28 protein-coding genes are annotated in these 23,506 nt (G+C 63.4%); 16 read left to right on the plus strand and 12 right to left on the minus strand.

The window, feature by feature from the left end; genetic code table 11:
- The 3 genes from RH950_RS00435 to RH950_RS00445 are packed head-to-tail and all read right to left on the minus strand — an operon-like array spanning position 1 to position 2,010.
- Positions 1–690, minus strand: coding sequence for a fused DSP-PTPase phosphatase/NAD kinase-like protein (locus RH950_RS00435; RefSeq protein ID WP_350052573.1), 690 nt, complete (start codon positions 688–690; stop codon positions 1–3).
- Between the two features lie 38 nt (positions 691–728).
- Positions 729–1,022 (minus strand): hypothetical protein, encoded by a 294-nt coding sequence (locus RH950_RS00440; protein ID WP_350052575.1) that lies wholly within the window; start codon positions 1,020–1,022, stop codon positions 729–731.
- 58 nt (positions 1,023–1,080) lie between these two features.
- Positions 1,081–2,010, minus strand: a complete 930-nt coding sequence (locus RH950_RS00445) for a VOC family protein (protein WP_350052576.1) — start codon at positions 2,008–2,010, stop codon at positions 1,081–1,083.
- An 80-nt stretch (positions 2,011–2,090) separates the two neighbouring features.
- Here RH950_RS00445 and RH950_RS00450 point away from each other — a divergent pair, with 80 nt between their 5' ends.
- Entirely contained in the window at positions 2,091–3,323 is a 1,233-nt protein-coding gene (locus RH950_RS00450) for a glycosyltransferase (protein ID WP_350052578.1), read from the plus strand.
- Between the two features lie 85 nt (positions 3,324–3,408).
- On the plus strand, positions 3,409–3,885 hold the full coding sequence (locus tag RH950_RS00455) for a hypothetical protein (RefSeq protein WP_350052580.1): 477 nt from the start codon (positions 3,409–3,411) through the stop codon (positions 3,883–3,885).
- A 78-nt stretch (positions 3,886–3,963) separates the two neighbouring features.
- Here the strand turns inward: RH950_RS00455 and bfr are convergent, their stop codons facing one another.
- Entirely contained in the window at positions 3,964–4,446 is a 483-nt protein-coding gene (bfr, locus tag RH950_RS00460; RefSeq protein ID WP_350052582.1) for a bacterioferritin, read from the minus strand.
- A 129-nt stretch (positions 4,447–4,575) separates the two neighbouring features.
- Entirely contained in the window at positions 4,576–4,770 is a 195-nt protein-coding gene (locus RH950_RS00465) for a (2Fe-2S)-binding protein (protein ID WP_350052584.1), read from the minus strand.
- A 372-nt stretch (positions 4,771–5,142) separates the two neighbouring features.
- Here RH950_RS00465 and RH950_RS00470 point away from each other — a divergent pair, with 372 nt between their 5' ends.
- From RH950_RS00470 to RH950_RS00480, 3 genes are read left to right on the plus strand one after another with little or no spacing between them, the layout of a single operon-like run.
- A complete protein-coding gene (locus tag RH950_RS00470; protein WP_350052586.1) occupies positions 5,143–6,612 on the plus strand; it encodes a cobyric acid synthase in 1,470 nt (489 codons plus the stop codon).
- Between the two features lie 49 nt (positions 6,613–6,661).
- Positions 6,662–7,192, plus strand: coding sequence for a peptidylprolyl isomerase (locus RH950_RS00475; RefSeq protein WP_350052588.1), 531 nt, complete (start codon positions 6,662–6,664; stop codon positions 7,190–7,192).
- A 59-nt stretch (positions 7,193–7,251) separates the two neighbouring features.
- Complete coding sequence (locus tag RH950_RS00480) at positions 7,252–7,716, plus strand: peptidylprolyl isomerase (protein WP_350052590.1); 465 nt, start codon at positions 7,252–7,254, stop codon at positions 7,714–7,716.
- Between the two features lie 21 nt (positions 7,717–7,737).
- On the opposite strand, the gene RH950_RS00485 is transcribed toward RH950_RS00480, so the two are convergent.
- A complete protein-coding gene (locus tag RH950_RS00485; protein WP_350052592.1) occupies positions 7,738–8,403 on the minus strand; it encodes a cupin domain-containing protein in 666 nt (221 codons plus the stop codon).
- A 122-nt stretch (positions 8,404–8,525) separates the two neighbouring features.
- Positions 8,526–8,867, minus strand: a complete 342-nt coding sequence (locus RH950_RS00490) for a DUF1491 family protein (RefSeq protein WP_350052594.1) — start codon at positions 8,865–8,867, stop codon at positions 8,526–8,528.
- A 160-nt stretch (positions 8,868–9,027) separates the two neighbouring features.
- Here RH950_RS00490 and RH950_RS00495 point away from each other — a divergent pair, with 160 nt between their 5' ends.
- From RH950_RS00495 to RH950_RS00540, 10 genes are read left to right on the plus strand one after another with little or no spacing between them, the layout of a single operon-like run.
- Positions 9,028–10,020 carry a BMP family lipoprotein gene (locus RH950_RS00495; RefSeq protein ID WP_350052596.1) on the plus strand — a complete coding sequence of 331 codons (993 nt, stop codon included), beginning with the start codon at positions 9,028–9,030 and terminating at the stop codon, positions 10,018–10,020.
- A gap of 19 nt (positions 10,021–10,039) precedes the next feature.
- Positions 10,040–11,641: an ABC transporter ATP-binding protein gene (locus RH950_RS00500; RefSeq protein WP_350052598.1), complete on the plus strand. Its 1,602-nt coding sequence runs from the start codon at positions 10,040–10,042 to the stop codon at positions 11,639–11,641.
- Entirely contained in the window at positions 11,638–12,744 is a 1,107-nt protein-coding gene (locus RH950_RS00505) for an ABC transporter permease (RefSeq protein ID WP_350052600.1), read from the plus strand. The genes RH950_RS00500 and RH950_RS00505 overlap by 4 nt, the downstream gene beginning before the upstream one ends.
- A gap of 9 nt (positions 12,745–12,753) precedes the next feature.
- Positions 12,754–13,731 carry an ABC transporter permease gene (locus RH950_RS00510; protein ID WP_350052602.1) on the plus strand — a complete coding sequence of 326 codons (978 nt, stop codon included), beginning with the start codon at positions 12,754–12,756 and terminating at the stop codon, positions 13,729–13,731.
- Positions 13,728–14,552 carry a purine-nucleoside phosphorylase gene (locus RH950_RS00515; RefSeq protein ID WP_350052604.1) on the plus strand — a complete coding sequence of 275 codons (825 nt, stop codon included), beginning with the start codon at positions 13,728–13,730 and terminating at the stop codon, positions 14,550–14,552. The genes RH950_RS00510 and RH950_RS00515 overlap by 4 nt, the downstream gene beginning before the upstream one ends.
- The gene (deoC, locus tag RH950_RS00520) at positions 14,545–15,273 is read left to right on the plus strand and encodes a deoxyribose-phosphate aldolase (RefSeq protein ID WP_350052606.1); all 729 of its coding nucleotides are present in this window, start codon (positions 14,545–14,547) and stop codon (positions 15,271–15,273) included. Before RH950_RS00515 ends, deoC begins: the two co-directional genes overlap by 8 nt.
- Positions 15,274–15,285: 12 nt before the next feature.
- On the plus strand, positions 15,286–16,599 hold the full coding sequence (deoA, locus tag RH950_RS00525) for a thymidine phosphorylase (RefSeq protein WP_350052608.1): 1,314 nt from the start codon (positions 15,286–15,288) through the stop codon (positions 16,597–16,599).
- Positions 16,599–17,837: a phosphopentomutase gene (locus tag RH950_RS00530; RefSeq protein WP_350052610.1), complete on the plus strand. Its 1,239-nt coding sequence runs from the start codon at positions 16,599–16,601 to the stop codon at positions 17,835–17,837. The genes deoA and RH950_RS00530 overlap by 1 nt, the downstream gene beginning before the upstream one ends.
- Positions 17,834–18,352, plus strand: coding sequence for a DUF2937 family protein (locus RH950_RS00535; protein ID WP_350052612.1), 519 nt, complete (start codon positions 17,834–17,836; stop codon positions 18,350–18,352). Before RH950_RS00530 ends, RH950_RS00535 begins: the two co-directional genes overlap by 4 nt.
- Positions 18,324–18,932 carry a uracil-DNA glycosylase family protein gene (locus RH950_RS00540; RefSeq protein ID WP_350052614.1) on the plus strand — a complete coding sequence of 203 codons (609 nt, stop codon included), beginning with the start codon at positions 18,324–18,326 and terminating at the stop codon, positions 18,930–18,932. The genes RH950_RS00535 and RH950_RS00540 overlap by 29 nt, the downstream gene beginning before the upstream one ends.
- Positions 18,933–18,941: 9 nt before the next feature.
- On the opposite strand, the gene RH950_RS00545 is transcribed toward RH950_RS00540, so the two are convergent.
- Positions 18,942–19,859, minus strand: a complete 918-nt coding sequence (locus RH950_RS00545) for a DMT family transporter (RefSeq protein WP_350052616.1) — start codon at positions 19,857–19,859, stop codon at positions 18,942–18,944.
- Between the two features lie 259 nt (positions 19,860–20,118).
- Between RH950_RS00545 and RH950_RS00550 the strand changes: the two genes are divergently transcribed.
- Complete coding sequence (locus tag RH950_RS00550) at positions 20,119–20,529, plus strand: RidA family protein (RefSeq protein WP_350052618.1); 411 nt, start codon at positions 20,119–20,121, stop codon at positions 20,527–20,529.
- On the opposite strand, the gene RH950_RS00555 is transcribed toward RH950_RS00550, so the two are convergent.
- The 4 genes from RH950_RS00555 to RH950_RS00570 form a co-directional block, all read right to left on the minus strand.
- Positions 20,526–21,701 (minus strand): YeeE/YedE family protein, encoded by a 1,176-nt coding sequence (locus RH950_RS00555; protein ID WP_350052620.1) that lies wholly within the window; start codon positions 21,699–21,701, stop codon positions 20,526–20,528. The two genes, RH950_RS00550 and RH950_RS00555, sit on opposite strands and share 4 nt — an antisense overlap.
- Positions 21,702–21,720: 19 nt before the next feature.
- Complete coding sequence (locus RH950_RS00560; RefSeq protein WP_350052621.1) at positions 21,721–22,203, minus strand: DUF302 domain-containing protein; 483 nt, start codon at positions 22,201–22,203, stop codon at positions 21,721–21,723.
- Between the two features lie 88 nt (positions 22,204–22,291).
- A complete protein-coding gene (locus RH950_RS00565) occupies positions 22,292–22,705 on the minus strand; it encodes a nuclear transport factor 2 family protein (protein ID WP_350052623.1) in 414 nt (137 codons plus the stop codon).
- 40 nt (positions 22,706–22,745) lie between these two features.
- A complete protein-coding gene (locus RH950_RS00570; protein WP_350052625.1) occupies positions 22,746–23,492 on the minus strand; it encodes an SDR family NAD(P)-dependent oxidoreductase in 747 nt (248 codons plus the stop codon).
- Between the last annotated feature and the right edge of the window lie 14 nt (positions 23,493–23,506).

Raw genomic sequence — 23,506 nt, forward strand, 5'->3', positions numbered from 1 at the left:
TTACTCCCGGCGCAGCACCTTGTCGACGATCAGTGAAGCGAACCACTGATCGCGGAAGGACGCCTTCAGGGAATCGGGATCATATTCCGTCTCGACCCAGTCGCGGAATGTGATCCCGGTTTCATCGTGCCGGTCGGCGAACGTCTCGAAGACGTAGTCGACGATGCCGGTCTTGCCCTGCCGCAGATGGCCGTAGCGCAGGGATAGCTCGCCCATCGCCTCCCGCATCGGCACACCGTGTTTCACATGCAGATAGAGCGTGCTCATCAACCCGGTACGATCAGCACCGGACTTGCAGTGCATCAGGGTTGGGCCTTCAATCTGGTCCCAGACATTGATCGCGTCGATCATGACCTCCCGCTTCAGCGGGCGGCGGGACCGGATCGGCAGGCTGATCAGCTTCAGCCCAAGCCGCTCGCAGGTTTCCCGTTCCAACCGGTAACGGTAATTATCCCGCTCCGACCCGCGCAAATTGAGAACGGTACGGAAACCGGCCTTGGCCAGCCGTTCCAGATGCCACGGCGAAGGCTGTGCCGCGCGCCAGAGGTCATCTCGCACCAGATGCTTGTTCAGATAGATTGAGCGGATGAATCCATGATCCTGCGCCATCAGGTGCCACCAGGCGCGCCATCGCTCCGGGCCTTCAAGGCGCGGAAGAGCCTGGCTCTCCGGCAGGGACGCATCGGTCATCAATTCGCACTCGCGGCTGTCACGGACGGAATCATGGCCTATTTCGACGTTCCGCGCTCGCCGATCATCAGAGTGAAGGGAATCCGGCCGCGCTCGAACACCATCTGCCCCATCGCGGTGACGCATTTATGGTCTTCATTCTTGAAGGAGGCGTTGATCTCGAAATCTACCATCTCGTCGGGAAACACCTTCTCGTCGACGAATTCCGCAAAGGCACGAATGATCTTGATCGGTGTCTTCGACCAGATTGCGTCATCATCGACGGTGAAAGTATAGTCTTCCTGCGTGTGACGCGTCGCGCTCATCATTGTCGCGATCAGTGTCCTGGACATAATAGATCTCCCTTTGTCGGACCCTCTTCTACACGCATTTGCTGGCGATTTTATGACTCTATCCCTGAATCCAGGGTAAATCCGCCTCATTCTCCGCAATAAACAGCGTCCCGCCGATGCTGTCCGGCAGCGAAAGCCGCAGATAACCATCCAGCGCTTCCGGTGCGAATCCGCGTTTCTTCAGGAAAGATTCGGTCTTCGCCAGATCTTCGGAGAGCAACCCGTAGCCGACGATCAGGGGGCCGTCTTCCGGCAGCTCGGCCTCAGGCACGAGATCAGCGAGACCGTCTTCATCGACGATCACCACACCGCCCCGGTCGAGCGGAATGCGCCAGACATGCTCGCTCAGCGGCTTCGGGCCGCCTCGGTTCAGGAACCAGCAGTAGCGCGCGGCCACCTTATCGAGACTATCGACGCCGACCACCACATCCCGCAGCGCGACGATGCCATTGCCGTGGTGCAACCAGCGATCCTGCCAGACGATCTCCTCGGTATGATGCGCAACATATTGCACCCGGCCCTCGGGCATGTCCTCCGGCCGCACCCGGCAAACGGTAAAGGAGGCTTCGTCCTCGCCCCCATCGGCCAGGCCGACAAAACGTTTCAGATGCACCAATGGCTCCGGGTGAAAGCCGGTCAGGGTCAGCCGGCCCTGCACACTTTCCGGGTCGGCGCAGCCGAAAGCAATCAGATGCAGGCCGACATACCGCTCCATCTGCCCCACCGTGCGCTGGCCAAGGGGCGTGGTGGCATCCGAGACCGTGATCACCTCGATATAGCCTTCCGGCAGCATGATGCAGCGGTTCGCCGTTCCTGACGGAACCGGCTCCGCCACGTCTTCGACAAGATGGCGGTGCTCGGTATAGGGAGTCTGCACGAAACCGAGCCGGTTCAGCTCGCGATGCGCCTCCGCCATGTCCGGCACGAAATGCGCCACATGATCGAGGAAGATCTTCTCTCCGACAGGCAATTGCTGCGGCTGTTCCATATTCCGTTCTTTCCCAGCTTGCTTTCCGAATCTGCGGCGTCACTATGCGAAGAAATCAAGCTACTGAAAAGTCACGGTTCATGCGTATTTTATTCGGGTGGGAGTTCGGTGCCGGACTCGGCCATATCAACAGGATCAAACCGATCGCCCGCGCGCTCCGGGAACGGGGCGCGGATATCTTCCTCGCCCTGCAGGAAACGGAACGCGCGGATGCCTTCTGGGATCCTGCGACGGGCAAGCTGCCGGACGGCTATCATCTGCTGCCGATCCCGCGCTGGAACATGCCCTCCGACCCGAAGGCGCGGACCGTTCCAACCCATTCCTTCGCGGACGTCATGCAGCTCATCGGCTATGGCAACGAAGGCGGTTTCGCGGCCCGGCTGGAAGCCTGGAGCGGCCTTTTCGCCGCCGTCCGGCCGGATCTGGTGATCGGCGATTTCAGCCCGACCATGAACATCGCGGCGCGCGGCAGGATCCCGTCCCTGACCATCGGCAACGGCTACACAATGCCGCCCGGCGGCCGGCCCATGCCGCCGATCCGGCCGTGGCAGGATGCGCTGGAGGATTTCTCGAAAGAGCATGAAACGCACCTGCTCGGCATCATCAACAAGGTTCTGCGGCTGCGCGGCGAGGGACAGCTCCCCTATCTGAGCGACGCCTTTCACGGCGACCGTTCATTTCCGCTGACCCTCTCCATCGTCGATCCCTACGCAGCCCATCGCGAGGAAAGGACAGTCCCGCCCTTCAACATGCCGACGGATATCACGCCGCTGCCGAATGAACAGAGACCGGCGGACGGCGTGTTTTTCTACATGCCGCATTCCCACCCGCTGCTGAAGCTGGCGGTCGATTCCCTGAAGCAAAGCGGCCTGCCGGTGCTGGCCTATATCAGCGGCATCAGTTCCGATGCCGCCCACAAGAATTCCACCGCCCGGTTCCGGATCAGCCCGACGCCTCTGCCCTTCAACGAGGTCATGCCGAAGGCGCGACTGCTGGTGCATCATGGCGGGCTCTCCACGGCCGTTGCCGGCACCATGGCCGGCACCCCGCAAGCAATCCTGCCCTGGAACCTGGAACATCTCGTGACCGCCAAGCGCATCGAAACCCTCGGTGCGGCGCGGGTGCTGAACAATCCGGCGAAAGAACTTCCCGGCAAGGCACTGACACAGTTTTTCATCCGCGCGGCCCGCGACGAGGCGCTTCTGGAGACGGCCATCGGCGCGGCCAAATCGGTGGAACTCGGGAGCCCGGAGGCCGGCCTCAAGGTTATCGTCGATGCCTGTTTCGAGCTGGTAGGAAAAAGTCCGGCATAATCGCCCAAGGATGAATTATTTTTAATTGCAACTCATTCTCAAAATCATTATTTTGTCCCTTGTCATTTAATGGGAGGGATCAGACGTGCAGCATTTGCTGGCAGAACAAACCGGCATCCAGGCGCGAGCCGGCAGCGGGCCGCTCCCGAAGGCTTTTGTCACCCCGCCATTGGACGAATTCGAAGCGCTTATTCTCTGGGGCATGCGGCAATGGATGCGTGCCCACAAAGAGCGACGCTGCGCGACCGGCTCGGTTCTGGACGCGTTCGAGTTTTTGGGGCTGGCCTCGGCCCTCGCCCCACTCAACCGGATGATGATCCTGCTGGTTCTGGGCAGCCGCCGGCGGCTTGCCATCGCCACCACACCGACAGCCCCGCTGAGTATCGACGAGCAGGTGTTGCTGCGCATGATCAATGCAGCCCGGCAGCATCAGACCGGTCTGGTCAAGTCCCGTCTCGGACTGTGGATGGAGCAGATCAGCATCCAGGCAACGGCGCACGCCGTAATGCTCCTCGCCCACGCCGCCTTCGCGCCGGCAGGACGACCGGCGCCGGAGGCCTAATTCAAAACGAAAAGGGACACCCCGCCGCTCCGGCGGGATGTCCTGCTTCTCTGTACAGATCCAGAAAGCGGATCTGCGTCAATCCATTACGTTCGCTTCGGACTGCAGCAGCAGATAGTTGGGCATGCCCATCTTCTCGATCATGCTGAGCTGGGTTTCGATGTAGTCCACATGACCTTCCTCGTCCTCGAGGATCTCGGCAAAAAGATCACGGGTCACATAGTCGCCGACCGACTCGCAATGCTTGATTCCGGCCTTGTAGTTGGCAATGCCGTCCAGCTCCAGCTTCATGTCGCCTTCGAAGATTTCCTTGACGTCCTCGCCGATCAGCAGCTTGTCGAGATACTGCAGGTTCGGCAGACCTTCGAGAAAAAGAATGCGCGCCATCAGCTTTTCCGCATGCTTCATCTCGTCGATCGACTCGTCGTATTCATGTTTGCCGAGCTTTGAAAAACCCCAGTCCTGCAACATCTTGGCGTGCAGAAAATACTGGCTGATGGCGGTCAGTTCGCCCTTCAGACCGTTGTTCAGAAACTCGAGAACCTTGCTATCGCCCTTCATAGGCCTTGCTCCAGATTGAATGTCCCGGAGCCGAAGATAGCACTGATTAGAATAATTCCAAGGAAGTTCGCGACATCAATATTGCGAATTACACTCAATATAACAAAGAGTTAGGAATTACTCTCGAACCTACGCAGCATCCGTCGAGGATATCTCGATCTCGCTGGTACGCACTGCAAGCTGCTCGCGAATAGTGTTCATGCAGGTCCCGCACTGCGGACGGCAGCCAACATTCTGGTAAACCTGACCAACCGTCCGCGCACCGGCCTCGATGGCCTTGTCGACACAGCGATTGGTAAATCCATTGCACAGACACACATACATCGCGCGATACCCGCAATTAAGAGTCATTCGCATATGATGCTTGTTGCGACTGATTGTCAATACGATAAACAGGACCAAAATTGATCTGTATTGGAATTTGCCGCGAAACGCGCGGGATCCCTGCGTGTCTGGCCTTAAACAAAATAAGATGGGATCAAATAAGGCGGGCGGTCCCGAGGGACCGCCCTAGCTCGAGCCGAGAGGGAGGGAGCGAAGTCGAAAGGCTCGAGTGTTCTGCTGCAGGCTGCATCCGAAGAAATCACCCGCCTGATACATTTTTTACGCGCAAAACCTGAAGATTTCGTAAACAGGACAAACAAAATCGCCTGCGGTATTAGCCTGCACTGGAACTGACGGGATGCGTGGCGGGAAATGACGGCAAAAGCACTGATGTTTCAGGGAACCGGCTCGGATGTCGGGAAATCCGTTCTGGTCGCAGGCCTGTGCCGGCTGGCGGCCCGGAACGGCCTCAGGGTCCGCCCGTTCAAGCCGCAGAACATGTCCAACAATGCCGCGGTGACCGTCGATGGCGGCGAGATCGGCCGGGCCCAGGCATTGCAGGCCCGTGCCTGCGGGATCGAGCCGCACACGGACATGAACCCGGTGCTGCTGAAACCCGAGACCGATCTCGGCGCCCAGGTCGTGGTCCAGGGCAGAGCCCGCGGCCACGCCAAGGCCCGCGCCTACCAGGCCATGAAACCGGATCTTCTGGGGGCGGTCTGCGAAAGCTTCACCCGGCTGAAAGAGGGGGCGGATCTGATTCTGGTCGAGGGCGCGGGAAGTCCGGCGGAAGTCAATCTGCGGGCAGGTGATATCGCCAATATGGGATTTGCCGAAACCGTGGACTGCCCTGTGATTCTGATCGGCGATATCGACCGCGGCGGTGTCATCGCCTCGCTGGTCGGCACCCATGTGGTTATCCCGGATGCGGACCGCACCCGCATCGTCGCCTTCCTGATCAACAAGTTTCGCGGTGACGCCTCCCTGTTCGACGACGGATTGCGTATCATCACAGAGCGGACCGGCTGGCCGGCGCTCGGCGTGGTGCCGTATTTCGCGGAGGCGGGCAAACTCCCCGCCGAGGACGCCGTCGCGCTCGAGGGCGCCGCCCGGGAAACCGGCGGACCGCTGAAAATTGCGGTACCGCGCCTGTCCCGCATCGCCAATTTCGATGATCTCGATCCGTTGCGGCTCGAGCCGGCGGTCACGGTCGATATCGTGGAGCCGGGCCGGGCCCTGCCCGGCGACGCCGCGCTGATCCTGATCCCCGGCTCGAAATCCACCATCGGCGATCTCGCCGACCTGCGGACCCAGGGCTGGGACGTGGATATTGCCGCACATGTCCGGCGCGGCGGCCGCGTGATGGGAATCTGCGGCGGCTACCAGATGTTGGGCCGACAGGTGCACGACCCGGACGGCCTGGAGGGGCCGGCGGGATCGGCGGACGGGCTTGCCCTGCTGGATGTGGAGACCGTGCTGACGCCGGAGAAGGCCTTGACCCGCGTCACCGGCACAGCGGCGTCTGGCCATCCGGTCTCCGGCTACGAGATCCATATCGGCCGCACGGACGGGCCGGACCGGATACGACCCTTCGCCACCATCGACGATGGTTCCGGCCCGCACCAGGACGGCGCCACCTCGGCTTCAGGACAAATCTCCGGCAGTTACCTGCACGGGATGTTTTCCGACGACAGCTTCCGCCGAAATTTCCTTGCCGGTCTCGGTGCCACACATTTTTCGGACATCGGCTTCAACGCGGAAATCGACCGCGTCCTGGACCGGCTGGCGGACCATCTGGAAGCCCATCTGGACACGCAAAGCCTGTTCGGTCTTGCCCGCTGAGCGCGGTCGTTTATGGTGCCGCCGGAAACGCTCACTCTCGGAGGCATACATGGCCCATCGCCTTTACGCCCTGCTGGTCCTGCTGTCGGCAGTCCTGCTGACCGGCCCGGCGCGCGCCGCGGATCTTGAAAACACGCTCTATCTCGACCTGGAATATGGACGCGTCGAAATCGAGCTGCGCCCTGACGTGGCCCCCAATCACGTGGCGCGCATCAAGGAACTGGCCCGGCAGAATTTCTATGACGGCATCATCTTTCACCGGGTGATCGACGGCTTCATGGCACAGACCGGCGATCCGACCGGCACCGGCATGGGCGGCAGCGGCCAGAAGCTGAAGGCGGAATTCAGCAACGCACCCTTCGTGCGCGGCACCGTGGGTGCGGCCCGTTCCCAGAGCCCGAACAGCGCCGACAGCCAGTGGTTCATCTGCTTCACGGACTGCCAGTTCCTGAACGGCAAATATACCGTCTGGGGCGTGGTCTCGAAGGGCATGGAATATGTCGACATGATAAAGCGCGGCGAGCCGCCGAGCAGCCCGGATCACATCGTGAAACTGCAGGTCGCCGCGGACGCTCAGTAAGTCCGGGGTCACCTGTTCCCTGAAACGCATTCCCAGACACTCAGAAAAGGATCGAAACCTTGAGCGATCAGGAAAACACTCTCTTCATCGATCTCGACCACGGCCGCGTGGTCATCGAACTCAAGCCGGACCTGGCCCCGAAGCACGTGGCACGGGTCAAGGAACTGGCCCGCGAGGGCTTTTATGACGGCATCGTCTTTCACCGGGTGATCGACGGCTTCATGGCGCAGACCGGTGATCCGACCGGCACCGGCATGAGCGGATCCGGCAAGAAGCTGGACGCCGAATTCTCCGACGCGCCGTTCCAGCGCGGCACGGTCGGCGCGGCACGCTCCCAGAGCCCGAACAGCGCGGACAGCCAGTTCTTCATCTGCTTCAAGGACGCCCGCTTCCTTGACGGTCAGTACACCGTCTGGGGCGAAGTCACCGAAGGCATGGAATTCGTCGACAAGATCAAGAAGGGCGAACCGCCGGTCGACCCAGACAAGATGGTCAAGGTCCAGGTCGCGGCCGACGCCGAGTAACCGGGCCAGACATTTTTCGGATCAAAGACCGGCCAGATGGCCGGTCTTTGTCCAGACCAGGGCACCTTCCGGTGCACTGAAGGCCGCCCGCGCTCCGGCCGGAAAGCGCAGCCAGCTGCCGGGACCGTACGCGTCCTCATTGTGCAGCAGAGCACCGTCGAGCACGAGAAACTCGCCACCACCGGGCATCTCGAAGGCCGGCTGAACCGCCTCCGCATCGTAGCGCGTCACATAGACATGCTCATCGACCGCGTCGAACAGCGGCAGCACCGCCACTCCGGCGGCCGCCCCCTCTTCCCAGGCAGCATCTTCGGCCCGTGTATCGATGCGCACGAACGCCTGATCCTCGTCCCGCATCTGACGCAGTTTGACGAAGATCGTGCAGCCGCCGCGGGTGAAGGGGGAATGGCTTGAACCCGGCGGATTGCGCACATACATGCCCGGTCCGTAATCGCCATGCTCATCCGAAAAGGTGCCCTCAAGCACCAGAAACTCCTCGCCGCCGCCATGGGTATGGGCGGAGAAGCTGCTGGCCGCCGCATAGCGCACGATCGTCGTCGCCCGGGCGACCTCGTCTCCGACCCGGTCCAGCATGCGGCGATCGACGCCCGCCATCGGCGAGGCGACCCAGGGCAGCCGGTTGCTGTCGGTCCGCACAAGTGCCGAGAAATCCGCGTTGATCTCCATCCGTCGCTCTCCTGTCCGTCGAATCGTCTATTCAGATATGGAGGCGGCGGAGGGATGCAATGGGCCGGGCCGTTCCGCACCGGCACAGGTTCCGTGCGGCCGGCAGGACTTCCCGTGGGGGATCAGAAGAACAGGGCGTCTTCCAGCGGGTTGCGGCCTTCGCGATCCTCGATTTCCAGCACCCAGATGTCCGGGTCAATCCGGCGCTCCTTCTCCAGTACCGCGTCGGCATCCGCTTCCGGCACCGGCACAGCGCCGGTTCGTGACCGCCATCTCAGGCTGCCATCCAGCTCGCGGGCCAGCGCCAGGATCGTAAAGCCGGGTCCCAGACGGTTGATCTTGAGATAGACCGTGCCCGCATCGTCATCGCCCGAACGCACCACGGTCGCCATCAGACCGAGCGCCATGCACTGACGCAATCCGGCCTGAACCAGCATTTTCGACTTGAGACGCGGCGTACTCATCGGTTAATCCCCGGCGGTCATTGAAATCTGCGGGTTTTCCGCGATTTTACTGATCGGTAAAAGCAGCAGGACTCCGACCGGTTTCTTTTTTAGACTACCGGAACGGATGGCAATCCGCGAACAGGCCCTGAGCGGCCTTAATAAACAGGGGTGGCACATAATGAAACAGTGGGTATTCGCGGCGATCGCCGCGCTCGGGATCGGCGCCGCTGCCGATGCCGCCGAGTTCAAGCCGGCCGTCGTGTTCGACATGGGCGGCAAATTCGACAAGAGCTTCAATGAAGGCGTCTACGAGGGGGCCGAGCGTTTCGCCAAGGAATCCGGGGTCAAGTATCTCGAGTTCGAGGTGACGAACGAAACCCAGCGCGAGCAGGCGATCCGCCGCATGGCGCGCAGGGGGGCCAACCCGATCCTCGGTGTCGGCTTCGCCCAGGGCCCGGCCATCGAGAAGATCGCCAAGGAATATCCGGACACCAGCTTCGCCATCATCGACAGCGTGGTCGACGTGCCGAATGTCCAGTCCATCGTGTTCAACGAACATGAAGGCTCGTTCCTGGTCGGCGTGCTGGCGGCGAAAGCCTCCGGGACCGGCAAGCTCGGCTTTGTCGGCGGCATGGACATCCCGCTGATCCGCCGCTTTGCCTGCGGCTATGTCGGGGGCGCCCAGTGGGCGAACAACGACATCGAGGTTCTGCAGAACATGACCGGCAGCACCCCCGCCGCCTGGAACGACCCGACCAAGGGTGCAGAACTCGCCCGCAGCCAGTTCGACCGCGGCGCGGATGTTGTTTTCGCGGCCGCCGGCTCCACCGGCCTCGGTGTGCTGCAGGCTGCGGAAGATGCGGGCAAGAAAGCCATCGGCGTGGACAGCAACCAGAACTACCTGCATCCGGGCACCATGCTGACCTCAATGCTGAAACGCGTGGATATCGCGGCCTACAACGTCTTCAAAGCCGCCCAGGCGGGCGACCTGAAGCCGGGCATCAATGTCCTCGGTCTCGGCGAAAACGGGGTCGGCTGGGCGCTGGACGAGCACAACAAGGCGATGATCACCGACGAGATGAAAGCGGCGGTCGCGCAGGCCGAGGCGGGCATCAAGTCCGGCGAAATCAAGGTGCATGACTACATGGCCGACAATACCTGTCCGTACTGACGGCCGCGTATCAGACACCATGACTTCCGATCACCAACAGCCCATGACGGGTGTCGACGGGGCGGGCGGCAGCAAGCCGCCCGCCATCGCGTTGAAGGGCATCTGCAAGAATTTCGGGCCGGTTCAGGCGAACCGGAATGTGGATCTGCGCGTCATGCCCGGGACCATTCATGGCATCGTCGGCGAGAACGGCGCGGGTAAATCGACCCTGATGTCGATCCTGTACGGCTTCTATCATGCCGATGCGGGGGAGATCCTGGTCGACGGCACAGCGGTCACCATCGCCTCGAGCCGTGCCGCCATCGATCTCGGTATCGGCATGGTGCATCAGCATTTCATGCTGGTCGACACCATGAGCGTGCTCGACAATGTCATGCTCGGCTCTGAAGGCGGCGCCCTGCTCGACAAGGGCGAGCGGGCGGCACGGACCGAACTGGCCCGGCTGTCGAAGGATTACGGGCTGACGGTCGACCCGGACGCCCTTGTCGGCGATCTTTCGGTCGGCCAGCAGCAGCGGGTCGAGATTCTCAAGGCGCTCATTCGCGGCTGCCGCATCCTGGTGCTGGACGAGCCGACGGGCGTGCTGACACCGCAGGAAGCGGACCGGTTGTTCGAGATTCTGGACGCGCTGCGGGAGCGCGGCGTCACCATCATCCTGATCACCCACAAGCTGCGCGAAATCCTGGCCGCCACCGACAGCGTTTCGGTCATGCGCCTCGGCGAGATGGTGGCGCACCGGAAAACATCGGAAACCAGCGCCGAGGAACTCGCCGAGCTGATGGTCGGCCGCAAGGTCCTCTTGCGCGTGAACAAGCCGGAACCGAAGATCGGCGAGACCATCCTGCACGTCGATGCTCTCTCCGTCGTGGATGCACAGGGCGTGGACCGTGTGAAAGCCGTCGGCTTCTCAGTCCGCGCGGGCGAGATCGTGGGTATTGCCGGGGTCGCCGGAAACGGGCAGAGCGAATTGCTCCAGGTGCTTGCCGGTATCCGCCCGCTCTCCGGCGGCTCCTTCTCGATCAACGGCACCCGCACGGTGTCCGCCGCGACGCCCTACAATCCGCATGAGGCGCGCGGCCTCGGCATCGCCCACGTGCCGGAGGACCGGCACCATATGGGACTGGTCACCGCCTTCCCCGCGCATGAGAACCACATCCTCGGTCATCATGACTGGGAGCGGTTCAACGATGGCCTGCTGCTCGACCGGGAGGCGGCCATCGCCGACTGCACATCGGAGATGGAGCGCTACGACGTGCGCCCGCCGAACCCGCATCTGGCCGCCGCCATGTTCTCCGGCGGCAACCAGCAGAAGATCGTGCTGGCCCGGGAACTGGAGACGCAGCCGAAGCTGCTGCTGGTCGGCCAGCCGACCCGCGGCGTCGATATCGGCGCCATCGAGTTCATCCACAACACGCTCGTCGCCATGCGCGACCGGGGAGCGGCGGTGCTGCTGGTCTCCGTCGAGCTGGACGAGATCATCTCCCTCTCCGACCGCATTCTGGTCATGTCGGACGGCCGCATCGTCGGCGAGATGAGCGCGGCCGACGCGGACCCGCAGCGGATCGGCCTGATGATGGCGAATATTTCAGAAGACGACGCCCAGGGTAATGAAGCCGCATGAGCCAGCCGATCAAGCTCCCGAAATGGGTTGATGTCGGGGTCATCCCGGCCCTGAACATCCTGGCCGCGCTCGCGGTCTCGGCGCTCGTCATCCTGATCCTCGGCGAAAATCCGCTCGAGGCCCTCGAAGTGATGCTGTACGGCGCTTTCGGCTATGACGAGGCGATCGGCTACACACTCTATTACACGACCAATTTCATCTTCACCGGCCTTGCCGTCGCGGTCGCCTTCCATGCCGGGCTGTTTAATATCGGCGGCGAGGGGCAGGCCTATATCGGCGGCCTGGGCGTCGGGCTCGTCATCCTTGCGCTGGACGGTCTGCTGCCATGGTACGCTCTGCTGCCGCTGGCCATGCTCGGAGCCGCCTTGTTCGGCGGCGTATGGGCGGCGGTGCCCGGCTGGCTGCAGGCCTATCGCGGCAGCCACATCGTCATCACCACCATCATGTTCAACTTCATCGCCTCGGCGTTAATGGTCTATCTGCTGGTCAATGTGATGATCAAACCGGGGCAGATGTCCCCCGAAAGCCGGGAATTCGCCGAAAGCGCCTGGCTGCCGATGGCGCATCAGATGTTCGCCGTCATCGGGATTGACGTCTCCCGCTCGCCGCTGAACCTCTCCTTTGTCCTTGCCCTGATCGCCTCGGTTCTGGTTGCCATTTTCATCTGGCGCACCCGCTGGGGCTATGCCATCCGCACGGTCGGCCGGAACGAGACGGCAGCGGTCTATGCCGGAATCGATCCGAAGAAGACGATCTTCTGGACCATGGCGCTGTCCGGGATGCTGGCCGGCATGGTCGGCATCAACGAGATCATGGGCGTGCAGCACAAGCTGCTGCTGAATTTCACCGCCGGATACGGCTTCACCGGCATCGCCGTCGCCCTGATGGGACGCAATCATCCGATCGGCATCGTGCTGGCCAGCCTGTTGTTCGGCACGCTCTATCAGGGCGGTGCGGAGTTGGATTTCGAGTTCGAGCAGATCACCCGCGACATGGTGATCGTCATTCAGGGCTTCATCATCCTGTTCTCCGGCGCGCTCGCCTACATGTTCAATCCGCTGATGGCGCGGCTGATCGGCCGGCTCATGCCGGTGCGGGGCTAGGAGGCGATCATGGCGGATACCTATCTCCTGATCCTGCTCACCCTCGACGCCACCCTGCGCGTTGCCACGCCGCTTATCCTGGCGGCCATGGCCGGTTTGTTTTCGGAACGCTCCGGGGTGATCGATATCGGGCTCGAGGGCAAGATGCTGGCAGCTGCCTTTGCCGCCGCCGCGACCGCAGCCGTCACCGGCTCGGCCTGGGCCGGACTCGGCGCCGGGATTACCGTCTCGATCGGGCTGGCTCTGCTGCACGGTTTCGCCTGCATCACCCATAGGGGCGATCAGGTGATCAGCGGCGTCGCCATCAATGTCGTCGCCGCCGGGCTGACAATCGTGCTCGGCATCGCCTGGTTCCACCAGGGCGGCCGCACACCGACCCTCGATGCCTCAGCGCGCTTCACCGAGCACGCCCTGCCCTTCGCCGATGCCGCACGCGGCATTCCGGTGATCGGGACGCTCTATGCGGAGGTGATCAGCGGGCACAACATCCTCGTCTATCTCGCCCTCGCCATCGTACCCCTGACCTGGTGGGTGATCTACCGCACCCGGTTCGGGCTGCGGCTGCGGGCGGTTGGCGAAAACCCGGCGGCGGTCGATACGGCCGGGATCAGCGTCGCCGGCCTGCGCTACAGCGCGATGCTGATCGCCGGCATTCTCTGCGGCATCGCCGGGGCCTATCTTTCCACCGCCCATTCCGCCGCCTTCGTGCGCGACATGACGGCGGGCAAGGGATACATGGCGCTGGCGGCAATGATCTTCGGCAAGTGGAAGCCGGTGCCGACCCTGTTCGCCTGCCTGCTGTTCGGCTTTCTCGACGCCATGGCCGTCCGTCTGCAGGGCGTCGAGCTGCCGGTGATCGGCATCTTCCCGGTTCAGCTCCTGCAGGCCCTGCCCTACATCCTGACCGTGGTCCTGCTGGCCGGCTTCATCGGCAAGGCCATCGCCCCGAAGGCCAGCGGCACTCCCTATGTGAAGGAGCGGACGTGACCGCATACGAAGCGGCGGCTGACGCCATTCGCAAAGCATTGCCGGGACGCAGCGCCCGGGTCGCGCTGGTGCTTGGCAGCGGGCTCGGCTCCGTCGCGGACGCGGTCGAGAACCCGGCCTCGGTCTCTTTCGCCGATATACCCGGCTTTCCAAAACCGCGTGTCGAAGGCCATCACGGAACGCTGATCCACGGCACGCTCTCCGGCCGGGAAGTCTTCGTGCTGCAGGGCAGGGCCCATGCCTATGAAGGCCATCCGCTGGCCGACATCGTGCTGCCGGTCCGCACCCTTGCCGCGCTCGGCATCGCCAGCCTGGTGCTGACCAACGCCGCCGGCAGCCTGCAGGACGAGATGGTACCCGGCAGCCTGATGATGCTGACGGATCATATCAACTGGTCCGGCGCCAATCCGCTGATCGGCCCGAATGACGCGGCTCTCGGCCCGCGCTTCTTCGACATGACCCAGGCTTATGACGTCGCCCTGCGGGCCGCGCTCCGGCGCGGCGCCGAAGCCAGTGACGTGGCTCTGCATGAAGGCATCTATCTCTGGGCGCTCGGCCCGAACTTCGAGACTCCGGCGGAGATCCGCGCTTTCCGCATCCTCGGCGCCGATGCCGTCGGCATGTCGACGGTGCCGGAAGTGCTGGCCGCCCGGCATGCCGGCCTCAGGGTTGCCGCAGTTTCCGGTATAACCAATTTCGGCGCGGGCATGGTGGCGAACGAAATTCTCGACCACGAACACACGCTGACCCAGGGCGCGACGATCGCGGAGTCCATGACCCGCCTGCTGCTGGAATTTTTGAAGGACTCAATTCATGACTGATGCTGGTCGCGCGTTGTCCATGCTCGATCTGACGAGCCTTGGAGACGATGACACTCCGGCATCGGTCGGTGCCATGCTGAAGCGCGCCGTGACACCCGCCGGACCAGTCGCCGCCGTTTGCGTCTGGCCTGCATTCGTTGCACAGGCGAAGAGCGCACTTGCCGGAACGACTGTCCGCGTCGCCACCGTCTCGAACTTCCCGCAGGGCCGCCCGGATGTGGCCGGCGCCGTCGCCACCACGAAACAGGCCGTCGGTGATGGCGCGGACGAGGTGGATGTGGTCTGGCCCTATGACAGCTGGCTGAATGGTAACAGCGCCATCGCCGGGGATCTGGTTGCCGCCTGCAAGGATGCTTGCGGCAGCACCGCGCACCTGAAGGTCATTCTGGAAACCGGCCGCCTGCAAACCGCGACTGCCATAGCAGGTTCCAGCCGGGATGCGATTGCCGCCGGTGCGGATTTCATCAAGACTTCCACCGGCAAGACGCCCGTCTCCGCCACTCTGGAAGCTGCCCACATCATGCTGGACGCGATCAGGGAAAGCGGCAAGCCGGTCGGCCTGAAGCCCTCCGGCGGCATCCGCACGACGGAACAGGCCCTTGCCTATCTGCGGCTGGCGGACAACATCATGGGGCCGGGCTGGGCCACGCCGGAGACCTTCCGGTTCGGCGCCAGCAGCCTGCTTGACGCGCTGCTCAAGACACTCGGGCACAAAGGATGAGAGACTGCCGCCATGCTGACCCAGGAAATCATCCGCAAGAAGCGTGACCGCGCAGCCCTCTCGGACAACGAGATCGCGACTTTCGTCGAGCGCATCGCCAAGGATGAAGCGAGCCCGGCGCAGATCGCCGCCTTCGGCATGGCCGTCTTCCTGAATGGCATGAATACCGAAGAGACCGTCGCCCTGACGCTTGCCATGCGGGACAGCGGCACCGTGATCGACTGGGACGCGGGTGCCCTCGAAGGCCCGGTGCTGGACAAGCATTCGACCGGTGGCGTCGGCGACAAGGTCAGCCTGATGCTGGCACCGATGGTCGCGGCGGCCGGCGGTTTCGTGCCGATGATCTCAGGCCGCGGCCTCGGCCATACCGGCGGCACCCTGGACAAGCTGGATTCAGTCCGGGGCTACGATACCGCGCCATCACTCTCCCGCTTTCGCAAGGTGGTCGCGCAGGCCGGGTGTGCCATCATCGGACAGACGGAGGATCTCGCTCCGGCGGACCGGCGCTTCTACGCCGTGCGGGACGTCACGGCGACGGTCGAATCCATTCCGCTGATCACCGCCTCGATCCTCTCCAAGAAACTCGCCGCCGGGCTGCAGGGCCTTGCCATGGACGTGAAGACCGGCTCCGGCGCCTTCATGGAAAAGCTGGATGGCTCCCGTGCCCTCGCCCGCTCCATCGTCGATGTGGCGAACGGCGCCGGCCTTCCGACCACGGCGATCATCACCGACATGAACCAGGTGCTCGGCCACAGCGCCGGCAATGCGGTCGAGCTGCGCGAGACCATCGACTATCTCACCGGCGAGCGCCGGGAGGAACGGCTGCATGCGGTGGTGATCGCGCTCGGCGCGGAAATGCTTGTTACCGGCGGCCTCGCCCCTGACCGTGACGATGCGAGGGACAGGTTGCTGCGGACCCTCGCCTCCGGCGCGGCGGCCGAACGGTTCGAACGCATGGTCTCCTGTCTCGGCGGGCCGACCCATCTGCTCCGGGACACAGATGCGCTCGCCAAGGCCCCGCATACGGCCGCGGCCCATGCCGACCGTGTCGGGACGGTAACGGCGATCGACACCCGCCAGGTCGGGCTCGCCGTCGTCGAGCTTGGCGGCGGACGGCGCCGGGCCGAAGACCGGATCGACCATTCCGTCGGGCTGAGCGATATCGCCGGGCTCGGAGACAGGGTTGACGGCGACCATCCGCTCGCCATCGTCCATGCCCGGACCGAAGCGGACGCAGCCCGCGCCGGCGCGGCCCTGAAAGCTGCCTTTACAATTTCTGATACCGCTCCACCGGAAACCTCCCCGATTGTGGAGATTGTCAGCTGATGGCCCGGGCCTTCCTTATCGTCCTCGATTCCGTCGGTATCGGCGGCGCCCCCGATGCCGAGGCGTTCGGCGATACGGGCTCGAACACGGTCGGCCATATCGCGGACGCCTGCGCCGCCGGACGCGGAGACAATGAACAGCGCTCCGGCCCTCTCTCCCTGCCAAATCTCTGCCGTATCGGTCTTGGAAGTGCAGTCGAAGCCAGCACGGGAAGGCCCGCGCCCGGCCTGACAGAGGCCCCAATCGACGCCGGCTGGGGATATGCATCCGAGATAAGCAACGGCAAGGACACACCGAGCGGACACTGGGAGCTGACCGGCGTCCCGGTTACTTTCGACTGGGGATACTTTCCCGAAACGGAACCCTGCTTTCCAGCCGACCTGATGGAACGTCTGATGGCGGCCGCCGACCTGCCCGGCTGGCTCGGTGACAAGCATGCCAGCGGGACGGTCATCATCGAGGAACTGGGCGCGGAACATATCCGCACCGGCAAGCCGATCATCTATACCTCCGCCGACAGCGTGATGCAGATCGCCGCGCACGAGGAGCATTTCGGGCTCGACCGGCTGCTCTCTCTCTGCGAGGCGGCACGCACGCTCGTCGATCCGCTGAATATCGGCCGGGTGATCGCCCGGCCTTTTGTGGGAGAAGACCCGGCCAGCTTCCGGCGTACCGCGAACCGGCGGGACTATTCCGTACTGCCCCCCGCGCCAACATTGCCGAAACGCCATTCGGATCGTGGCGGAGCCGTCATCTCCATCGGCAAGATCGGCGATATCTTCGCCCATGACGGCACCGGCCGGGAGGTCAAGGCGCCAGACAATGAGGCGATGTTCGACCTGATGCTGACGGAAACCCGCAAGGCCGGGCCGGACAGTCTCATCGTCGTGAATTTCGTCGATTTCGACGTGCATTTCGGCCACCGGCGCAATCCGGCGGGTTATGCCGCCGCACTCGAGGCCTTCGACCGGCGGTTGCCGGAATTCGAGACCTTGCTTGGCCCGGACGATCTCGCCGTCATCACCGCCGATCACGGCTGCGACCCGACCTGGCGCGGCAGTGACCATACCCGCGAGAATGTCCCGGTGCTTACCCTCGGCGGCGCCCGCCCCCGTGGGTCGATCGGGCATCTCAGCAGCTTCGCCGATGTCGGCCAGACCCTGGCCCGGCATCTGGGGATTGCCGACATGCCGCACGGCCAGTCATTTGGCCAAGCGGCGCGGGGGGCCCCTCGATGAAAATGTTCCGCGACCTGATTCTGATCGCCATGATTTCTGCCGGCGGCATCGGCGGCTCCCAGCTGCCGCAGCTTGTGCAGGAATATGAGCAACGCCTCGGCGGCGCCCGGGACGAGGTGATGGCCGCGCACAGGAAGGACGTGGAGGATGCCGGTGCCTTCGGCCTGTCCCTTGATGATTTCGCAGATCGTTACCGGGCGTCGGACGATGCCGCCATCCGGTCCGGTGCAGACAATATGCTGCATCGCCGGGAGCGGGCGCTGGGCTTGGACGAGGCTCTCTCCAGGTTGACGGAGGCGCCCTACATGCTGCGTCCCTGGATCGCTTTCAAACATCTGGATCAGGCGGTCGGGCAGGCGACATGGCAGGCCTACCGGCCGACCCTTACCATTGACCCGCGCTTCGCGGTCGCCGGTGTCGTGGTTGCCTGGATCCTGCACGCTTTTCTCGCACTGCTCTGGCGCCTGCTGTTCGTCCGGCAACGCCATGACCGTCGCCGCTTTGACCGTGCCTGAGCCGCTCGGCAGTCTGGTCGCGCGGATCTCCGCCTGCCGGACCTGCGCGGAACACCTGCCGCTTGGCCCGCGCCCCGTTGTCGTACCGTGTCCGGGCGCCCGCATCCTGATCGTCGGGCAGGCGCCCGGAACGAAAGTGCATGAAAGCGGCATTCCCTGGAACGATCGCTCCGGCGACCGGCTGCGGGACTGGATGGGACTGGACCGGGAGACATTCTACCTGTCGGAACGGATCGCCATCATGCCGATGGGGTTCTGCTATCCGGGGGTGCTGCCGAATGGGGGCGATGCCCCGCCGCGCCCGGAATGCGCGCCGCAATGGCACGCGGAACTGCTCGGCCATATGCCGGAAATCGAGCTGACCATCCTGGCCGGTATGTATGCCCAGAAGGAATATCTCGGGAAGGCCCGGAAGAAGACCCTGACGGAAACCGTCCGGAGCTGGCGGGAATATCTTCCGCGCAATCTGCCGCTACCGCATCCGAGCTGGCGCAGCGGCAATCTGCTGAAGAAGAACCCCTGGATCGAGGGCGAAATCCTGCCCTATCTCCGGGCCGAGGTCGCCCGCCTGATCGGCTGACCGGGAAGCCTAGAGGCTGGAGCGTTTCAGTTTCGGCTTCTTAAGGCCCAGCTTTGTCTCGCGATAGAGGATGAACAGCCCGGCGCAGCAGATGATGCCGGCACCCGCCATCACCTGGTTCGACGGAATATTGCCGAACACCAGATAGCCGAGGGTTGCAGCCCAGAGCATGGCAGTATAGTCGAACGGGGCAATGACAGAGGTCGGCGCCTGACGGAAGGCTTCCGTCATCAGAATCTGCGCGACGCCGCCGATGACGCCGACACCGACCAGCAGGGCGAGATCGACGGAGGTCGGCGTGACCCATTCGAACGGCATCACCATGCCGCCGGCGATCACGCCCGCGAGGGTGAAATAGAACACCGTCGCCGCGCTCCGGTCGATGCTGCCGAGCTTGCGCATGACCACCATGATGGCGCCATAGGCAAAGGCCGCGCCGAGGGCGAGCAGGGCATAAAGACTGATCCCGCTACCATCCGGCGCAGCGGCCAGAGCCACCCCGGCAAAGCCGGTCAGCACGGCGGAAAGACGCTTGATGCCGACCTTTTCCCCCAGGAACGGGATGGCCAGCAGGGTGCCGAACAAAGGCGCCGAGAAGCTGATCGTGACGTAGGTCGCGAAATCCATCTGGGAGAGTGCGTAGAAGCCCGCGAACATGGAGGCGACGCCGACGGCCGCCCGGACAAACTGCAGGTCCGGCCGGCGGGTCAGCAGCGCACGCCAGCCGCCCTGGACCGGCAGGTACAGGAACAGCGGCAGCAGTGCCGGGAGGCTCCGGAAGAAGATGATCTGAGACGTCGGATAGGAATCCCCGAGCCCCTTGACCAGAATACCCATGATCGAGAACAGGAAGACGGCGGTGAGCTGGCAGGCGATACCGCGGCCATATCCGGCGGGAGCGGCAACGACTGGAAGAGCGGTTGGCATCGGATGGCTTCCCGGCACGGCGACGAAGTGTTCACGGTACGCCAGCAACCGCCGATTGAGGCATGCAAATACCGGGAGCCAGACGGCTAAGGATTTGGTAGCGCCTTAATAAACAATGAAAATTTGTCGCGCCCAGAATACCTCAGTCGCATTCTGGCTATTTCCGGGCAGCTTTGCCGGAACGCTTTACCCCGCAGACCACCATATGCGAGCCTTGATGCCGAACAGCTTCTCGATCACCAAGAGGAAGGAGTTCCGCATGACCGCCAATATCAAGATCTACAATCCGCCGACCCTTGGGGCACCGCTCGGCCAGTATTGTCACATCACGCGCGTGAAGGCTTCGGAGTTTCTCTTCATCGCCGGATCGCTGGCGGCCGATGAGAACGGTGCCTCGGTCGGGGTTGATGGTTTCGACGCCCAGTGCGAACAGGTTTTCGGCAATATCGAAAAGGCGCTCGCAGCGGAGGGGGCCGGCTGGGGCAACGTGGTGCAGTTCACCACCTACCTCGTGCACAGCCAGGACATTCCGAAGCTGAAGGCATTCCGCAAGCGCGCCTTTCCGAAGATGTTCCCGGACGGCGCCTATCCGCCGAATACCCTGCTGGTGGTCGACCGGCTGGTGCAGGAAGAGTTTCTCGTCGAAGTGCAGACAATCGCCGCTGTCTAGCCGAGCCGGAACAGCGGCCGCAGCCGGACCCCGATGACATTCCCGGCCATGGCGACGAAAATCCAGACCCAGCCGTGCAGGCTGGTCGAGGATATACCGGCGAAGAACGCCCCGATATTGCAGCCGTAGGCCAGCCGGGCGCCGTAGCCAAGCATCAGCCCGCCAATGACGGCCGCGAGGAAAGGCCGCCAGCCCATGCGCAGGTTCGGCGCCACCTTGCCCGCGAGGGATGCCGCCATCCCGGCGCCGAGAATGATCGCGATGTTCATCAGCGACGTTGCTTCCATCAGCAAATCCGCCCGCAGTGCGCCCTGCCGCCAGGCCGGTTGCCAGAAGGTACTGCTTGCCGGATCCCAGCCGAGTGCCATTGCGACCTTGGCACCCCACAGCGTGAAGCCCCATGTCACTCCCCAGGGGAAACCTTTTGCCAGCAAGGTGGCAAAGCCGAGCAACGCCAGCATGATCGCGCCGAGCAGCAACGGCCAGGGACCATGAACGAGTGTGCGCCAGTTCAGCGCCGTCGCGCCGCCCCAGAGCGGCTGCCTGATCCGCGCACCCCAGAGCCAGAGAGCGCCGAGAATGGCGCCAAGCATGGCGAGCTGCAACGCGACGCCGCCCGTATAGCCAAACTCCCGGCCGAGAGAGACCGCACCCAGACTGGGCAGCGCGCGCCAGAAGGGCAGGTCGAGCGTTCCCCAAAAAGAGCCGGCACAGAAGAACACCAGCACCACGATCATCCGGACATTGCCGCCACCGGCGGTAAAGAGCGTGCCCGAGGCACAACCGCCCGCGAGCTGCATGCCAAGACCGAAGATGAAGGCGCCGGCAACGAGGGAGACATTGAGCGGCGCGATCGCCGGTCCCGCTTTCAGCCCGAAGGCGCCACCCGCGCTCAGCACTGGCGCGAACAGGATCATGGCAATTGCCAGCATGACTGCCTGGGCGACGATGCCGCTCAGATCGCGCTCCACCAGCAATTTGCGATAGGCGCCGGTAAAACCGAACGCGGCGTGATACAGCGAGACACCAAGCCCGCAGCCGATCGCCAGCATCGCCACACGGCGCCAGTCCGCATATTGCAAATGCAGGGCGGCAATCGCAAGAGTCGCGACCGCAAGAGCCAGGAAAAGCGACCGCTGCGGTGCGGAAACAGAGGGGATTGCGAGACTCATTGTACCTACGATTCTAAGCTCAGTTTCCAGCTGTGGCCGCAGCCAGGATCGCCTCGACGTCAACATCGAGTTCGCCCCCGAGCGTGTCAAGCGCCGGCACCTTGTAGGCGCCGAAAACGTGGGATGGCAACCGATAGGTCGCGACAGCCGATCCGTCAGGGGCCTCGGTGACATAGATCCGGATCGGCGCCTCGATCCCCGCCGCTTCCGAAGCGGCGAGCATGCGCACCGCGTAAGCCGGCTTGAAGAAGAAGAACACCCTGTTGCCGGGGATCGTGACGCCCTGGGATTTCGCCGCGCAGGTGGCGCAGGCGACACCGACAATGTTGAAACCCCGGCTCTTGATCGCAGAGGAGAGCGCCTTCACGAAGCCGCCGAACGGCTTGCCCGTCGCGACGATCACCATTCCGGAATAGGGCTTCGCCACTTCCGCTCTGGTCGTGCCGGCGGCCAGAACCAGAACCAGAATGACAGCAAGCAGAACGGGACGCAGCCGGACCATGATGTTCCTCCCTGACCGTTGAATTTACGACCGGAGTGCCATGAATCCGCCCTCTCGGGAAATAAACATGCCGTGACGCGCGGAAAAACTACTGCAGGAGCCGCGGCGCCGGCATGTCCGCCGCCGAACCGGTTTCCCCCGCCACCGGTCCGGCCTGGTGATGGACCAGAACCCAGCGTCCATTCTCCAGCGCGAAAATATTTGTCGCACTCAGCATCTCGCCGCCGGACTGCTCGAAACAGACGACGATGGCCAGGTCTTCACTCAACAAATGGATTTTCGGCTCGAGGCACTGCAGCGAGGACCTGACCGGGCTGGACAGGATCCGTGCCCAGCTCGCAATCACGGCATCCCTGCCGAACAGCGGCGTGCCGCCCGGGTGAATGCAGCTGACATGCATCTCCGAGGCCCACAGGCTTGCCATTGCCGTCAGGTCACGGGTGGTGAAGGCCGTATAGAAAGCCTCGTTCCGGATCAGTATGTCTGTCTGCCGGGCTCGCATGGCAGCTATCCTTGCTCCTGTCGCGCCCTGAAGAAGATCTTCAGTAGGTCGCGCGTCCTCCTGAGCAATCGAATACGCCACCGGTACTGAAGCTGCAATCCTCGGAGCTCAGCCAGGCTACGAGATTGGCGATTTCATCGACCTGGCCGAACCGCTTCATCGGGATTTTCGAAAGCATGAAATTGATATGCTCCTCGGTCATCTGATCGAAGATATCGGTTTTCACTGCCGCCGGGGTCACGCAATTGACGGTGACGCCGGATTCCGCCAGCTCCTTGCCGAGCGACTTGGTCAGGCCGATCACGCCGGCCTTGGCCGCGCTGTAGGCGGGCGCATTGGGGTTGCCTTCCTTGCCGGCCACCGAGGCGATATTGACGATGCGGCCGTAATTGTTGCGCAGCATGTAGGGCACCGCCGCCCGGCAGCACAGGAAGGTGCCGTTCAGGTCGATATCGATCACCCGGCGCCAGTCGGCGACGCCATATTGCCAGGTCGGCACGTTCGGGCCGGTGATGCCGGCACTGTTGACCATGATATCGAGGCGCCCGAACTCCCGCTCGACCTCCGCCGCCGACCGGTCGACGGCGGAATCGTTCGTGATGTCGACCACGGACGTATGGATGTTGCCGCCCAGTTCGGCGGCGGTCTCCGCCAGCTTGTCACCGTCCGTATCCCACAGGCTGACGGAGGCGCCGGAGGCGGCAAGACGGGCTGCAACCGCCTTGCCGATACCGCGTGCGCCGCCGGTGACCACGGCGGCACGTTTTGTGAAATCGTAACTCACCATGGTCATCTTCCCTA

Source organism: Nisaea sp., from assembly GCF_040217065.1.
GTDB lineage: Bacteria > Pseudomonadota > Alphaproteobacteria > Thalassobaculales > Thalassobaculaceae > Nisaea.

Bases quoted from the DNA above. Each gene is read 5' to 3' on its own strand.
- RH950_RS00435 (WP_350052573.1), bottom strand. From the start codon at position 690: ATGACCGATGCGTCCCTGCCGGAGAGCCAGGCTCTTCCGCGCCTTGAA.
- RH950_RS00440 (WP_350052575.1), bottom strand. From the start codon at position 1,022: ATGTCCAGGACACTGATCGCGACAATGATGAGCGCGACGCGTCACACG.
- RH950_RS00445 (WP_350052576.1), bottom strand. From the start codon at position 2,010: ATGGAACAGCCGCAGCAATTGCCTGTCGGAGAGAAGATCTTCCTCGAT.
- RH950_RS00450 (WP_350052578.1), top strand. From the start codon at position 2,091: ATGCGTATTTTATTCGGGTGGGAGTTCGGTGCCGGACTCGGCCATATC.
- bfr (WP_350052582.1), bottom strand. From the start codon at position 4,446: ATGAAGGGCGATAGCAAGGTTCTCGAGTTTCTGAACAACGGTCTGAAG.
- RH950_RS00465 (WP_350052584.1), bottom strand. From the start codon at position 4,770: ATGTATGTGTGTCTGTGCAATGGATTTACCAATCGCTGTGTCGACAAG.
- RH950_RS00470 (WP_350052586.1), top strand. From the start codon at position 5,143: ATGACGGCAAAAGCACTGATGTTTCAGGGAACCGGCTCGGATGTCGGG.
- RH950_RS00475 (WP_350052588.1), top strand. From the start codon at position 6,662: ATGGCCCATCGCCTTTACGCCCTGCTGGTCCTGCTGTCGGCAGTCCTG.
- RH950_RS00485 (WP_350052592.1), bottom strand. From the start codon at position 8,403: ATGGAGATCAACGCGGATTTCTCGGCACTTGTGCGGACCGACAGCAAC.
- RH950_RS00490 (WP_350052594.1), bottom strand. From the start codon at position 8,867: ATGAGTACGCCGCGTCTCAAGTCGAAAATGCTGGTTCAGGCCGGATTG.
- RH950_RS00495 (WP_350052596.1), top strand. From the start codon at position 9,028: ATGAAACAGTGGGTATTCGCGGCGATCGCCGCGCTCGGGATCGGCGCC.
- RH950_RS00500 (WP_350052598.1), top strand. From the start codon at position 10,040: ATGACTTCCGATCACCAACAGCCCATGACGGGTGTCGACGGGGCGGGC.
- RH950_RS00505 (WP_350052600.1), top strand. From the start codon at position 11,638: ATGAGCCAGCCGATCAAGCTCCCGAAATGGGTTGATGTCGGGGTCATC.
- RH950_RS00510 (WP_350052602.1), top strand. From the start codon at position 12,754: ATGGCGGATACCTATCTCCTGATCCTGCTCACCCTCGACGCCACCCTG.
- deoC (WP_350052606.1), top strand. From the start codon at position 14,545: ATGACTGATGCTGGTCGCGCGTTGTCCATGCTCGATCTGACGAGCCTT.
- deoA (WP_350052608.1), top strand. From the start codon at position 15,286: ATGCTGACCCAGGAAATCATCCGCAAGAAGCGTGACCGCGCAGCCCTC.
- RH950_RS00530 (WP_350052610.1), top strand. From the start codon at position 16,599: ATGGCCCGGGCCTTCCTTATCGTCCTCGATTCCGTCGGTATCGGCGGC.
- RH950_RS00535 (WP_350052612.1), top strand. From the start codon at position 17,834: ATGAAAATGTTCCGCGACCTGATTCTGATCGCCATGATTTCTGCCGGC.
- RH950_RS00540 (WP_350052614.1), top strand. From the start codon at position 18,324: ATGACCGTCGCCGCTTTGACCGTGCCTGAGCCGCTCGGCAGTCTGGTC.
- RH950_RS00545 (WP_350052616.1), bottom strand. From the start codon at position 19,859: ATGCCAACCGCTCTTCCAGTCGTTGCCGCTCCCGCCGGATATGGCCGC.
- RH950_RS00550 (WP_350052618.1), top strand. From the start codon at position 20,119: ATGACCGCCAATATCAAGATCTACAATCCGCCGACCCTTGGGGCACCG.
- RH950_RS00555 (WP_350052620.1), bottom strand. From the start codon at position 21,701: ATGAGTCTCGCAATCCCCTCTGTTTCCGCACCGCAGCGGTCGCTTTTC.
- RH950_RS00560 (WP_350052621.1), bottom strand. From the start codon at position 22,203: ATGGTCCGGCTGCGTCCCGTTCTGCTTGCTGTCATTCTGGTTCTGGTT.
- RH950_RS00565 (WP_350052623.1), bottom strand. From the start codon at position 22,705: ATGCGAGCCCGGCAGACAGACATACTGATCCGGAACGAGGCTTTCTAT.
- RH950_RS00570 (WP_350052625.1), bottom strand. From the start codon at position 23,492: ATGGTGAGTTACGATTTCACAAAACGTGCCGCCGTGGTCACCGGCGGC.